At 44.5% G+C, this 13303-nt stretch carries 11 protein-coding genes; 7 read left to right on the top strand and 4 right to left on the bottom strand.

Annotation, left to right across the window (positions count from 1 at the left end; translation table 11 throughout):
• Positions 1 to 2 precede the first annotated feature (2 nt).
• Positions 3 to 875 (top strand): aldo/keto reductase, encoded by an 873-nt coding sequence (locus A3C46_08125; protein OGQ21350.1) that lies wholly within the window; start codon positions 3 to 5, stop codon positions 873 to 875.
• 83 nt (positions 876 to 958) lie between these two features.
• Here the strand turns inward: A3C46_08125 and A3C46_08120 are convergent, their stop codons facing one another.
• Entirely contained in the window at positions 959 to 1264 is a 306-nt protein-coding gene (locus tag A3C46_08120; protein OGQ21349.1) for a hypothetical protein, read from the bottom strand.
• Between the two features lie 199 nt (positions 1265 to 1463).
• Between A3C46_08120 and A3C46_08115 the strand changes: the two genes are divergently transcribed.
• On the top strand, positions 1464 to 2795 hold the full coding sequence (locus A3C46_08115; protein OGQ21348.1) for a hypothetical protein: 1332 nt from the start codon (positions 1464 to 1466) through the stop codon (positions 2793 to 2795).
• Complete coding sequence (locus A3C46_08110) at positions 2792 to 4315, top strand: aldehyde dehydrogenase (protein OGQ21347.1); 1524 nt, start codon at positions 2792 to 2794, stop codon at positions 4313 to 4315. Before A3C46_08115 ends, A3C46_08110 begins: the two co-directional genes overlap by 4 nt.
• Before the next feature lie 9 nt (positions 4316 to 4324).
• On the opposite strand, the gene A3C46_08105 is transcribed toward A3C46_08110, so the two are convergent.
• Positions 4325 to 6619, bottom strand: a complete 2295-nt coding sequence (locus tag A3C46_08105; protein ID OGQ21346.1) for a hypothetical protein — start codon at positions 6617 to 6619, stop codon at positions 4325 to 4327.
• Between the two features lie 357 nt (positions 6620 to 6976).
• A complete protein-coding gene (locus tag A3C46_08100) occupies positions 6977 to 7510 on the bottom strand; it encodes a hypothetical protein (GenBank protein OGQ21345.1) in 534 nt (177 codons plus the stop codon).
• A gap of 224 nt (positions 7511 to 7734) precedes the next feature.
• On the opposite strand from A3C46_08100, the gene A3C46_08095 reads away from it, so the two are divergent.
• Together A3C46_08095 and A3C46_08090 are read left to right on the top strand one after the other, a co-directional pair.
• Positions 7735 to 9024 carry an asparagine--tRNA ligase gene (locus A3C46_08095; GenBank protein ID OGQ21344.1) on the top strand — a complete coding sequence of 430 codons (1290 nt, stop codon included), beginning with the start codon at positions 7735 to 7737 and terminating at the stop codon, positions 9022 to 9024.
• Between the two features lie 81 nt (positions 9025 to 9105).
• Positions 9106 to 10140 (top strand): hypothetical protein, encoded by a 1035-nt coding sequence (locus A3C46_08090; GenBank protein ID OGQ21343.1) that lies wholly within the window; start codon positions 9106 to 9108, stop codon positions 10138 to 10140.
• A 24-nt stretch (positions 10141 to 10164) separates the two neighbouring features.
• On the opposite strand, the gene A3C46_08085 is transcribed toward A3C46_08090, so the two are convergent.
• Entirely contained in the window at positions 10165 to 11475 is a 1311-nt protein-coding gene (locus A3C46_08085) for a hypothetical protein (protein OGQ21342.1), read from the bottom strand.
• Positions 11476 to 11574: 99 nt separating this feature from the next.
• On the opposite strand from A3C46_08085, the gene A3C46_08080 reads away from it, so the two are divergent.
• The gene (locus tag A3C46_08080) at positions 11575 to 12426 is read left to right on the top strand and encodes a hypothetical protein (protein ID OGQ21468.1); all 852 of its coding nucleotides are present in this window, start codon (positions 11575 to 11577) and stop codon (positions 12424 to 12426) included.
• Positions 12405 to 13073 carry a hypothetical protein gene (locus A3C46_08075; GenBank protein OGQ21341.1) on the top strand — a complete coding sequence of 223 codons (669 nt, stop codon included), beginning with the start codon at positions 12405 to 12407 and terminating at the stop codon, positions 13071 to 13073. Before A3C46_08080 ends, A3C46_08075 begins: the two co-directional genes overlap by 22 nt.
• Positions 13074 to 13303: the final 230 nt, after the last annotated feature.

The following is a 13303-nucleotide window of genomic DNA, read 5'->3' as shown; positions in this document are numbered from 1 at the left end:
GCATGCAAACCACAAAACTTGGAAATACCGAAATTGCTATCAGTCGCATTGGCCTTGGCGCCATGCCGCTCTCGCTTGCAAATCGACCTTCTGAAGAACAAGCGATCAGCGTGATTCATCGGGCGTTGCAATTAGGTGTAACACTGATCGATACTGCAGATTCCTATTGCAAAGATGAAAATGATAAACATCATAACGAAATACTCATCGCCAAAGCACTTTCAACATATCGAGGAAATACAGATGACATTATCGTCGCGACCAAAGGTGGTCTCATGCGGCCAAGCGGTGATTGGACGGTCAATGGAAATCCCGATCATCTTCGAAAAACTATCAACGAAAGTTATGAAGCGCTCGGTGGAACACATCCCATTCCACTCTGGCAATGGCACGCACCTGATGATCGTTATCCCATTCGTCAAAGTTTAAAACCGGTGAAAGAAGCAGTTGATCAAAAACTCATTCGCTTTGTAGGACTCTCAAATGTTTCTGTCGACGAAATCAAACAAGCACAAACAATGTTCCCCATCGTTTCGATTCAAAATCAGTATAATCCGTGGTGTCGAAATCCAGAACGCGATGGTGTTTTGCAATACTGCGAAGATCAGAAGCTCACCTTCCTTCCTTGGAGTCCACTTGGAGGAAGTCGTCGCGTGAAACTCATTGGTAATTTTAAAGAACTTGCAAAAGTCGCTAGGGAAAGAGACGCAAGCCCCCATTGTTTAGTGCTTGCATGGCTGATGGCCAAATCTCCCTGTATTGTTCCGATCCCAGGAGCCACACGCATTCAAAGTCTTGAGGATTCACTCGCCGCGGAAAAAATAAATCTCAGTGCATCAGAAATTTCCGCGATCGAAAAAGATTTCCCGGGATAAGGCAATAAAACCAGGAATTTTCCCAAATAAGTGCACGGCGCTTCATTTATTTTTTACTTGGTGGGGGAAGCAGTGGTAGATCTTCAATCTGGAATTAATTCTCCCCAGGGCGTAGTTGCTGTGCGACCTGATGAATTGAATATACCTATTTGAGCCTGTACAACTCTTCTCAAAACTTCGTCCGGAAGAGGTTCAAAGGAAATATTGCTGGTCAGAAGCCTCTGCTGTATTTGAGTCACTTGCGTTAAAATATCATCTTGTGTTTGAATGGATGTTAGGTTTTTGGCATCCTCATTAGCTAAAATAATCTTTTCGTCTATTTCGCGAAAGAGAAATACATGATCTGGTCGATGGCATGATTTGCACTGGTCGTTACCTCCTGAAAACATAATGGCCTCCTTTTGATGATACTTTGAAATGCGTAATAGGGTTATCCGTTGAAATCAAGAAATGTTGCTTGCTAAAAAACTTGAATGGATGTGCACTAGAAATAGGAGATGAAGCTCCTAAATTTAGGAGATATATCTCCCAAAAATAATCCCATTTTTTTCTTGCAAATTTCTAATATTTCGATAATCCTCATTACAAATGAGGATTTATTATAATCTAAAAACATATAATAATATCAATATATTATTTGATGATCCGGCCATCAAAAATGAGCTTGATTTATGGGGAAAAGAAGGTTTATTGAAATATTCCTCAATACCAATAAGTATTTTTGAAACTTCTTTTGGAACCATTTCACTTCTTTACGGTCCAAGGCAGGTTGGAAAAACATCGAGTTTAAAGCTCTTTTTAAGTCAGATGAAAGATTCAGAGACTCTTATTTATACTGATTGTTCGGTGATCCTCGATAAAAAAGATCTCTATCAGCATCTCTCTTCCTCTCTTCAGGGAAAGACAACGCTCGTTCTGGATGAGGTACAATCGATAACAGATTGGCACCTTGCGCTTCGTACCCTCTATTCTGAAGGGAAACTTCAAACCGTTCGCGTCTGGTGTACAGGAAGCGAAGCAAGATATTTATTGGAAAGTGGCGAGAGACTTCCCGGACGAAAAGGAGAAGGAAAAAATATTTTTTTACGACCCTGGAATTTCCGGGAATTTATGGATTTCTTCTATCCCGATCTCGCGCTGCCATATCGCGATGTCAATTATCATCATTTTAATCAAAGCTGGTTGCAGGAACAAAACATCTCTTGGGAAAAAGCCTGGAATGAATATTTGACAACAGGAGGTATTCCACAGGTTGTCGGTTTTTATAAACAGCGACAGAACATCCCGGATTATGTGTGGAACGTTTACCGCGACTGGCTTCTGGGAACATGGTCCAAAGTGCGCACTCCGGAACGATCTCTGTCCGCCTTGTGTCGGCGCATCATGGAAACCATGAACAGCCGTGTTGATTATGAAGTCTTAAGGAAAGGAACGGATATTCAAAGTGCCAATACCGTGAAAACACTTATGGATATGCAAGAAGATCATTTTTCTCTACGAGTTTTACCAAAAATGGATATTCATCGAAAAACATTTGTCCCGTCAAAACAAAAGAAGATGTATCCTCTCGATCCCTTTGTTGCGCGCGTCTTTTCCTCGCTTGGATTTCAGATCCGTCGAACCTTTGAAGAGAGTTTGCCTTCGTTCAATCTGGATGAATGTGCCTTTGTAGCTCAAACCCTTCGATATGCTGACGATATGGAAACGAGCTATCTCTACAGTCAAACGTCTAAAGCCGAGATTGATGTTTACGTTGACGAATGCGCATTTGAATTAAAATCCCATGGTCGACCATCGCAAAAGCAGATGGAACTGTTAAAAGCATGTCCACAATATTTTATTGTCCAAAAAGACAAGCTGCCGCTTACGGCGTATCTGGTTGCAGAAAAGAGATGGGAGTCTGATAGGAGGGATCTATGAATACTCTTCTCAAAGAACTTGGAATCAATCAAAAAAACCATGGAGCGTTTGCAGGAAGTTGGGTTAAAACCTCAGGGGCAGAGCTTCTCTCGAAAACTCCTATTGATGGCTCTCCACTTGCTTCTATAACTCAGGCCACAAAAAAAGATTACAAAAAAATTATAGAAACGGCGCAAGCCGAGTTCAAACGGTGGCGGATGGTACCAGCGCCACAGCGCGGTGAACTCATTCGCCAAATCGGAAATAAACTTCGAGAGAAAAAAGCTCTTCTGGGGAAATTGGTCAGCGTAGAAATGGGGAAAATTCTTTCTGAAGGTGAGGGTGAAGTTCAGGAGATGATCGACATCGCTGATTTTGCGGTCGGTCTTTCACGTCAACTTTACGGTTTCACGATGCACAGTGAGCGTCCACTGCATCGCATGTATGAACAGTGGCATCCCCTGGGACCAGTTGGAGTCATCTCTGCATTTAACTTTCCGGTTGCTGTGTGGGCATGGAATGCTTTCATCGCGGCAATTTGCGGCGACACTGTCATTTGGAAACCTTCGCACAAAACTCCTCTTTGCGCGATCGCCGTGCAACACATTATCAATGAAGTCATGATGGATTCCGGTTACCCCGGCGTTTTCAATCTCGTGATCGGAACGAATGAAGAAATCGGGGAAACACTTATTGCTGACCGTAGAGTCCCATTGATCTCTGCAACTGGTTCTTGTCGTATGGGACGTTATGTCGGCGAAGTCGTTGCACGACGACTTGGTCGTTCTCTTTTAGAACTCGGAGGAAATAACGCTATCATCGTCATGAATGACGCGAACCTCGATCTTGCCACTCGCGCGATTACCTTTGGTGCCGTTGGAACCGCAGGACAACGCTGTACTTCCACACGACGACTTTTGATGCAGAAAAAAATCGCAAAATATCTCACATCACGACTTCAAAAAGCTTACCAACAAGTTCGTATTGGAAATCCTCTTGAGAAAAATACGCTCATGGGACCGTTAATCGATCTCGATGCTGTGGGACAATATACAAAAGCGCTTGAAATCATTCGAACTCAAGGTGGAGAAATTCTTTTTGGCGGAAAAAAACTTGAAGGAAAAAATTATCCTGGCGGAGGTTATGTCGAACCAACGCTCGTGAAAGCACATCACACAATGGAGATCATCAAAGAAGAAACCTTTGCTCCGATTCTCTATCTTTTGGAATTCGACAAACTTGAAGAGGCCATTGAGATCCACAATGATGTTCCACAAGGACTCTCTTCCGCGATGTTCACCACCAATGTGATCAATAGCGAAACATTTTTAAGTCATGCGGGATCAGATTGCGGCATTGCCAATATTAATATCGGAACAAGTGGCGCTGAAATTGGGGGAGCCTTTGGCGGCGAGAAAGAGACTGGCGGAGGCCGCGAATCCGGCTCTGACAGTTGGAAAGCCTACATGCGCCGTCAGACCAATACGATCAACTGGTCTACGGACTTACCGCTGGCGCAGGGGATAACGTTCGACGTTTAGCGTGGAGTTTTATTGCGCTTCCCCAATAACTCTTCGCAACCAAATGCCAACTCCGGTTGCAATAACAAACATCTCCGTAGAAACATTTCCTTGTTCTGCTAATCTTAGAACTTCCTCTATGTTCCGTAATGCGAGCCCATATCTTTTCACGTCAATCGCAAGCTCTGCCCTTAACATCTGTACAGTTCCGGGTTGAGCGTGTTCGATTAACTTCTCCCAGATTTCAGGAGTGTCAAGCATTCTCGCAACAAGCGCTGGATCCAGCATCCTACGTTCATATCCCAATTGAATCAATGCTTCGTTAAATGTCCTCGCGATAGAGGAAGCAAGTTCAAGGTTCGTCGTTTCGAGAAAAGCAATATGCATCGCTTCAAAAAGAGGCTCAATGGAAGCGAGTGGTATTCCTTGGTTAAATAAAGCTTTTCCTTCGAAACAAAGTGTTTTTGCCACTCCAATTTGATCTCCTAAAGCTGCATAAGCATTCCGTGCGCGTCGCAACATCATAACATCTCCCGTTGCATATCCAACAATTTCATTGATCATTGCCTCGGTTTGAACAATTGGTTGTCTCAATGCTTCTGGTATTTCACGACCTTTATAGAAACGTACAATTGCTGCTTGAGTTGCTTCCCAAGCTCTCCTGGCCTCTTGTGGCCGACGAAGATCACAAAGGGCTTGTATTTGTGCTTGTCGTGCGGCCAAGCTCACAGCTTCACCGTTTGCTTCAAGGAACTCTTCAGCTATTCTTCCATATCTTAATGCTCCTTCAAGATCTCCTGCCAAATAGAGTGCCTTCGCATATTGAAGAAAATAATTCCCTTTGACCTGATGTGATGCTCGTTCAATGGCGTTGAGACCGTCCCGCAAGACGACAACAGCTTCACGTATTTGACCCTGAAGGAAAAGAAGTTCTGCGCGCGTCAGTAAATATTGAGCAAAAATTCCTCCTCCTGTCTCTTTAGCAGCCGGAGCAATATGATCGAGGATTTCCACAGCAATATCAGCCAACCCTCGGTCAAGAAGTTCGTGCGCATAAAGAATACCGTTATTCGCAATCACATTCGTCTGTTCTGATTTGACCGCATGTTCATAGGCTCGTTTCCAAGCAGCGAAAGCGGCTTCGCCATTGCCTTCAAGAGCATAGCGCTCTGCGAGAACTTTCGCCGTTTGACAGGCAAAAAAATGTTGTCCACCTTCTGCACCAACTCGTTCCGCTTCTTCAAGAAGAACAATCGCTTCCGCAACTTTCCCTTCTCGAAAAAAAATTTCTCCTCTTAAAGTATATACAGTAAATATTTCAGATGGAGTTTTCGAATTTGATTCAAGTTCAGCAAGCATCGCTTTTGCTTCATCGAGACGACCATGTGCAAGGTGATCTTTAAATGCTTCTAATAACTCTCTTGTAAAAGGAAATAAATCTTCATGACCAATATTCGTCTTTTTTAAAGTCGATTCTCCATTGATTTTATTTCCTTTGAGTACACTTGCACGTAAGCCTGCGGTCGCGAGTCCTAATCCACCGGTAAATGTTCCCCATTCACGTTCTGTCTGTGGCGCCGGCTTTCCAATCCATCCTTGTGTCATTCCATAAACCAGAGATGAAAGACCAAATTGATAGGCAAGTCCTGACGCGAGTTCTTCCGTTACTTCTAAAAGACGAACAACGGTTTGCGATATAGAATCGACAAGGGCAAATGGAACACGAGCAAAGTGACTTTCAAAAACTTCTGTTCGCTTCCAATTATTCGTATAACATTTGCTCAGAGAAGGATCGAGATCATGAAAGGAATTGGTGCATCCAAGTGAGCGATAGATCACCCTTCCCGGAAGAAGAAAAAGTTCGCGCGGAACATCGATAACAATGCCAGCGAAAAAAGCCCCGACATCAATACCCCATACAGAAAAAATTTCTTCTTCAGGCATGTTTTCCAAAGAGAGATCCAACAATTCCGGGAAACTGATGGCTGCGCCACTTATCATGCTTGCCACGGCAATTGTCTCTCCTCCTGGAAAGAGTTGAGAAAACATTGGTAGAGTATCAATATTTTCCACATCGCGCTGAAGTTCCTCAAGAGGAAGCGGTTGAAAACGTGACAATCCCAGTCGTATTCTGACCTTATCGATAAGCGCATGGGAAGCGAGAAAAAGTTGAAGCGATTCAAGCGGTGGCAGATCAAGCTCTTCTGAAAGAGCCATCGCAGTTGTCGCGAGCATGTCGATTTCTTCCGAAGAGAGTTGACGATCTCCGTCAACATTCAATCGAAAAATCAAATGGTTCGCATTCTTTGAGAGTAAAGTTGTCATCAAAAAACCTTATCAAAGCCCCCTCTCCTTTTCTTTATCGACTAAAAACAAGGAATGTTGCGATTTATATTTTGCTCTTGATTTTGAATTTGTCATTCTGAGGGTAGTGAAGAATCCCGAGAATGACACGGGATCCTTCACTCTATTCGCCCGCGCGGGGTGAACCCGACGCTCGCTAACGTCAGGGGGGGGATCCTGCTCTCCCCCTGACAACCCCCATCTGAACTCCACCCCGCGCGCAGAGGACCATGCCCTTGGGCATGGGTGAATGCGGCTGTTGCGCGCGAAGCGCGTGATGTTCAAGTGCCACGCGCTTGCGCGTGGGTATCTACTCAGGATGACCGCAAAAAAATCAATTTAGTGGATTGTTTCGATTGATCTCTCAACTGAAAGACTCGGTTTGAATCGCTGTGCCAGCGCAAATCCGCCGAAGAGAACGGTACTATAAAAGAGATCTCCGACAAGGGAGTTGTGGAAAAAGGGGATGGCCGCGACATAGCAAGTGATAAGTCCTGCGAGTGTTTTCGGATAGGTTTCATACATGAGCCAAACACTGAAATTGGTGATCAAAAAGAAAAGAATGGAAGAACCGAGCATCGCACTCGCGGTGCGAATGAGCGTCATTTGTTTACGGAGTGAAAGTCCAATCAAAATGATCAAAGCAAAAGAAGCGTAGACAAATAAAATCGTCGGATGAAATCCGATAATGAGATCACTGAAGATCATCACCACAAAAGGAACCAGAAAAGCGTGCCAACGTTTTTCAAAATAGACGCCGCCAAAAAGGGCCATCGCCGTAATCGGTGCAAAATTCGGAGGATGTGGAAGTAATCGCGTTGCCGCAGCCAGCAGAATCATTGTCGCCAGAACTCGAAATCGTAATGTGAACATAATTTTTCTCCTTGAGAATAAGAGGTTATTTCAAAAGAGATAATTAATTGGGGGTGACGCCGGAATGCCGCAGGCGGCAGGACCCGCAAACAATAAATATTTTGAAATAACCTCTCATTTCTGAAAACCTGATTTATGCTGAAAGCTCAAGGGGAAAATTGAGTGCTTCATCTTTACACTCTTTTATAAGCCTGCTAGCAATAGCGCTTTCTTTCGGAGCTACTATGGATGTTTTGATCACCCATCTTTCACAACATGTTGGCAAAACAGTCACGATCAAGGGATGGGTCTATAATTTTCGCTCTTCTGGAAAAATTACCTTTCTTCAGCTTCGCGATGGAAGTGGCTTCACGCAAGGCATTGTCGTACAAAAAGAGGTTCCTGAAAAAATCTGGACTGATGCCAACCGTCTGACACTTGAGTCGTCTGTCATTGTCAGTGGTGAAGTCACAAAACATCCCAAAAAAGAAGAATACGAAGTACAAGTGCGTGATCTGAAAATTGTCCACATCGCAGAAGAATATCCGATTGGAAAAAAAGAACATGGACCTGATTTTCTGCTCGATCAACGTCACCTTTGGCTTCGCTCACCAAAGCAATGGGCAATCCAGCGTGTGCGCAATACCATTATCTATGCAACGTACGAATGGTTTGAAAAAAATCATTTTATTAAAATCGACGCTCCGATTTTAACCCCAGCTGCATGCGAAGGAACGACCACTCTCTTTGAAGTTCCCTATTTTGACTTGGGCAAAGCCTATCTCTCCCAATCAGGGCAGCTCTATATCGAAGCTGCAATAGCAGCGCACGGGCGCGTGTTTGATTTTGGTCCGACGTTTCGAGCTGAGAAGTCGAAGACTCGACGACATTTGACTGAGTTCTGGATGATGGATGCGGAAATGGCATTTGTAGAACATCAGGGAAACATGGAGATTCAAGAGCAACTCATTTCACATATCGTCAAACGATGTCTTGAAAAAAACAAATCAGAGTTTGAAATGCTCGAACGCAACACTCAGCCGCTTGAAGATGTCACTCCTCCTTTCCCACGCATGACACATACGGATGTTGTCAAAAAATTACGCGCACAGGGGAGTGAAATTTCGCACGAAAGCGATCTTGGTGCAGCTGATGAAACGATGCTCACCGAGAAAATGACCAAACCTCTTTTTGTCGAAAAATATCCTGCAAACGTGAAAGCGTTTTACATGAAGCGTGATCCAAAAGATTCGAACTATGTGCTTTGTGCTGACATGTTAGCTCCTGAAGGATTTGGTGAAATTATTGGCGGCAGTCAGCGTGAAGATGATTATGAAATGCTTGCAGCGCGCATCAAAGAACACGGTCTTCCACGCGAAGCGTTTGAATGGTATCTTGATCTGCGCAAATATGGCTCTGTTCCCCACTCTGGTTTTGGCTATGGTCTTGAACGTCTCACCGGCTGGATCTGCGGAACACATCACATTCGTGAAACCATTCCGTTTCCGAGAATGATTATGCGTTTGACTCCATAACCCATTGAAATATAAATATTCTCTTGAATATGAGTTATACGTTGATTTTTGAAAATACCCTATGTTAACGTATAACTAACCATGCGACTCGATCTTGCTACCAGGACCCTTTTTTCTGAATTCCAAGAGACCTGTTTTGCCCGTGCATCATTAGAACCAAAACTAAATGCCATTCCTCGCTATGTCAAAAAAACCATTAAAGGAAAAATATACTGGTACACCCAGTCTTACGAAGATGGTCAGACAAAACAAATCTACGTTGGACCAGCTGATCCCAAAAAAAACTCTTTGATCGAACAATCGCGACAAGAGCGACGTGAAATAACAAAACTTCTTAAAGTGCACCGTGAACGTGAGGACCGTCAGGCTTCGATGCTCGTAAGGGGCGGAATCCCAAAACTTGATGCAAGAATGGCCAATGTTGTTCAGTGTCTTTCAGAAGCAAATATCATTGATGGAAGCGGTGTTCTTGTTGGATCTCTTGCATTTCAAACATATACGGGAATGCTTGGAGCCATCTTTGATAATGCCACCCTCAAGACAAACGATGTTGATATTGTCTTTGATCCAACAATCGAGATTCTTCCACAAGAACCGTTCAATCTTCGTCACTATCTCACCAAATATGGATTTCCTTTTCGAGAAATTCCGCAACTGATCCACTCTGACCCTGCAAGTTCTTATATTGATCCGCACGGCATTCGCATCGATCTCCTCACTCCTCAGCGTGGTCGTCCAAAAGGAATTATCACCATACCAAAACTTATCGACAGCGAAGTTCTCGCTCTCTCTTTTCTCGATTTTTTAATCGAAGATATTGTCCGGGCTCTTCTGATGGGACCTCGTGGCGGAATTCCGGTGACTGTTCCTCATCCGGCACGATTTGCCATTCATAAGTTGATTGTAGCCACCAGAAGATCGATCACGGACCAAGCAAAACGCACCAAAGATCTTCATCAAGCATCTCAACTTATTGCCCTGCTTGGAGAAGAAGATAGCACATCTTTAAAAAGAGCTTGGAAAGAAGCTGAGAGGCGAGGGAAAAAATGGAAACAAGCTCTTCGATCTTCAGCAGTTCATCTCGATCAAGAAATTTTAAAATACTTACCACGTTAAATTCTGATACGACGAGTTGTAAAATCACTGCTCCAAGAAACTGACGAGTTTGTCGTGATGTGTGCGAGCGTCTTCAAAACCGAGATCGAGGAGCGCTTTGAGATAATCTGGGCGGAAACTAATATAGGAAAGAAAATCGGTGCTCCCCGCAGGATCGATATCGAGAATGCGCATCATCACGCGCTCAAACGTGGTGAGCCGTGTGCGCCGACGCATCTGATAGTAACGATTAAAAAGTTCGGCAATATCTTCTGAGGGAAGCATGCGAAGCGCAGTAATGCGCTTGAGTCCACGATCGGCAATATCTCCTCGAATATTTTCTCGCTGAAGCATGTGATTCAAATCTTCAAGATAACGGTCACCATAAAGTTTTATCGACCAATCGACAATGCGGTTGATGCGTTCCAATTGTTCGATGTCATATTGCGTACGATCCAGAAAAATAGAGTTCATGACACGACCCACAATTTGTCCCAGCGGAGGTTGCACCCCTTTTTCTCCATGCTCTGGCAAATGCTCACCCCGAGCAAGTTTGTGGTGAAGACCAATAATGAGAATCGAATCAGCTCCGAGTTGAATGGCCGGAGACATCGGGGTATTCAGACGTAAACCGCCATCAATATACGCCACGCCATCGACAAGCACGGAGGGAAAAACAACGGGGATAGCACAAGATGCCATCACATGAAGAGCTGTGACCTGTGTCATGTGCGTGAGATATTCGCCGGTGTATTCGATCTGTGGTTGTTTCTCGATGAAGAGTTCCATTTTTCCGGTAAAAACATTGGTCGCCACAATCGAAAGAGCTTTCACTAGACCGTTGGCAATATTTTTTGAAATCATTTGCCATGGAATAATTCTCTCCAAAAAAGGAAGGAGTGGAGAGGTATCTAAAAATCCGTGAAAATGATTGGATCGTCGCGCGCCCATAAAAAGATTCGTCACGACACCACGACCTGTTTTGGAGAGAAAGCCGAGTAACGCCTGAGGATCGCGACGATACACATCTTCTTCGCGTACGCGTTCCCATAAATGTCGAATCTCTTTTCCTTGGGCTTCAGGATCGTGCGCCATGGCGGTCATAAAACAACTATTGATCGCGCCGATAGAAGAGCCGCATTGAATATCAAAATGCCGCTCCCTGACATGAGCTGGAAGCATGGTTCGAATATAATGAATGACCCCTGCTTCATAGGCGCCACGCGCGCCCCCACCAGAAAGCACAATTGCAAGACGTTTTTGACTCATACCCTCACATGTGAATGATTTAAGAAAAGGAAGCAACGAAAAATCTTTATGAACTTCATCTTGATTCGTTGACCCTCTTGAGGGCATGATAGCGTGATGCACGATTTTCACCACCACACTGAAGATGGGAAACGCCATGTTGAATGTATCGCCGTCGGCGAACGCACGGACGATCCAGTCGCTCACATGAAAAAACAGCGTTTTCTGATTTCCATTGCCATTACCGCAATGACCATGATTCTCGAAGCTCTCGGCGGATGGTGGACGGGGTCCTTGGCTCTCATTTCCGATGCAGGACACATGTTCACCCATCTCTTTGCGCTCACCATCAGCTATACAGCGGTCATCCTCTCCATGAAACCGGCAACGGAAGAGAGAAGTTTTGGACTCTATCGCGCTGAAATTCTCGCAGCACTTGTCAATGGCATGACCATTCTTCTCATTGTCTTTTGGATCATCTACGAAGCCTACAAACGTTTCATCACTCCAGAAGCTATACAATCGACACCCATGTTTGTGATCGCGGTCATCGGGCTTGTGGTCAATGGAGTAACGGCGCTGATCCTCCATCGTATCGTGGAAGATGACATCAATGCCAAAGGAGCATTTCTGCATGTCCTTTCTGATCTTGGTTCATCAGTGGGTGTGGTGATTGCCGCTCTGATCATTCATTTCACTGGATGGACCGCAGCTGATCCCATTGCTTCTGTTCTTATCGCACTTGTCATTGCCTATTGGTCGTTTGGACTCATTCGCGATGCTGTGCATGTCCTCTTGCAATCAACGCCCAAAAATCTTTCGCCCGAAACCATCAGAAAAACGCTCATACAGAAAATTCCTGAAATTCAGAACGTTCATCATATACATATCTGGGAACTGACAAAAAATATGTATGTCATGACCGCTCATCTTGATTTAGCTGACATGCCTCTCTCGGTTGCAGATTCTCTTCGTCACCGTGCACAAGATATTCTTCACGATCGTTTCCATATTACGCATGCAGATCTGCAGCTCCAATGCCGGCAAAACCAAACATAATTTTCGAAGATGCCTCACTGATGGTGATTGAAAAGCCTGCTGGCGTTCCTTGTCTTCCGGAAAAAGATGGCGTTTCGCCAACGCTTGTTGATCTTCTGAAGCTTACGAATTCTCCATTGCCCGATTTCGGTCTCGTTCATCGACTTGATAATGACACTTCTGGTCTTCTCATCATTGCAAAAACAAAAGATGCTTATGAAAATTTGCGTGAACAATTTTCAAAAGGGAAAATCCATAAAGAATATCTGGCGCTTGTTGTTGGAAATCCTCCCAAGCAAGGTGAGATAGAGCGTCCGATTGTGCATCACCCTCGAAAAAAGAAAAAGATGATCCTTTCTCACAAGGGACGCCCTGCACATACGGAATATCGAACTCTCAAACGTTATGGTGATCATACGTTGTTGGAAATAAACATCTCAACTGGAGTTCGACACCAAATTCGCGTTCATCTTGCCTCTGATGGCTATCCACTTGCAGGAGACCGACTCTATCAAAATCCGAAAAGGAGAGCTGAAGAGACGTTGAAGCTTGATCATCATCTCTTGCATGCCTCTCGACTCGTTTTCAAACATCCAGAGTCAGGTGAAACATGTGAGTTTACCAGTGCGTTGCCTCTTTCCTTTGAAAAAATTCTGAAAACTCTTTAAGGTCTACTCATAAAGTTGTCATCGCGAGCTCGAAGAGCGTGGCGATCTCCTGAAAACACTATCTGCAGGAGATTGCTTCGTCGTCCCCCAAGATTCGTGGGGGACTCCTCGCAATGACATAATAAGACTTTGCAAGTAGATACCCACGCGCAAGCGCGTGGCACTTGAACATCACGCGCTTCGCGCGCAACAGCCGCATTCACCCATGCCCAAGGGCATGGTCCTCTGCG

Source organism: Deltaproteobacteria bacterium RIFCSPHIGHO2_02_FULL_44_16, assembly GCA_001798185.1.
In the GTDB taxonomy this organism is placed as follows: Bacteria; UBA10199; UBA10199; order 2-02-FULL-44-16; family 2-02-FULL-44-16; genus 2-02-FULL-44-16.
Note: the sequence above shows the minus strand (reverse complement) of the source record. Positions and strands in the feature narration are given on the sequence as shown.

What these genes read in the sequence shown, in the direction of transcription:
- A3C46_08125 (OGQ21350.1), top strand. Translation starts at nt 3, where the DNA reads ATGCAAACCACAAAACTTGGAAATACCGAAATTGCTATCAGTCGCATT.
- A3C46_08120 (OGQ21349.1), bottom strand. Translation starts at nt 1,264, where the DNA reads ATGTTTTCAGGAGGTAACGACCAGTGCAAATCATGCCATCGACCAGAT.
- A3C46_08115 (OGQ21348.1), top strand. Translation starts at nt 1,464, where the DNA reads ATGAGGATTTATTATAATCTAAAAACATATAATAATATCAATATATTA.
- A3C46_08110 (OGQ21347.1), top strand. Translation starts at nt 2,792, where the DNA reads ATGAATACTCTTCTCAAAGAACTTGGAATCAATCAAAAAAACCATGGA.
- A3C46_08105 (OGQ21346.1), bottom strand. Translation starts at nt 6,619, where the DNA reads ATGACAACTTTACTCTCAAAGAATGCGAACCATTTGATTTTTCGATTG.
- A3C46_08100 (OGQ21345.1), bottom strand. Translation starts at nt 7,510, where the DNA reads ATGTTCACATTACGATTTCGAGTTCTGGCGACAATGATTCTGCTGGCT.
- A3C46_08095 (OGQ21344.1), top strand. Translation starts at nt 7,735, where the DNA reads ATGGATGTTTTGATCACCCATCTTTCACAACATGTTGGCAAAACAGTC.
- A3C46_08090 (OGQ21343.1), top strand. Translation starts at nt 9,106, where the DNA reads ATGCGACTCGATCTTGCTACCAGGACCCTTTTTTCTGAATTCCAAGAG.
- A3C46_08085 (OGQ21342.1), bottom strand. Translation starts at nt 11,475, where the DNA reads ATGCCCTCAAGAGGGTCAACGAATCAAGATGAAGTTCATAAAGATTTT.
- A3C46_08080 (OGQ21468.1), top strand. Translation starts at nt 11,575, where the DNA reads ATGAAAAAACAGCGTTTTCTGATTTCCATTGCCATTACCGCAATGACC.
- A3C46_08075 (OGQ21341.1), top strand. Translation starts at nt 12,405, where the DNA reads ATGCCGGCAAAACCAAACATAATTTTCGAAGATGCCTCACTGATGGTG.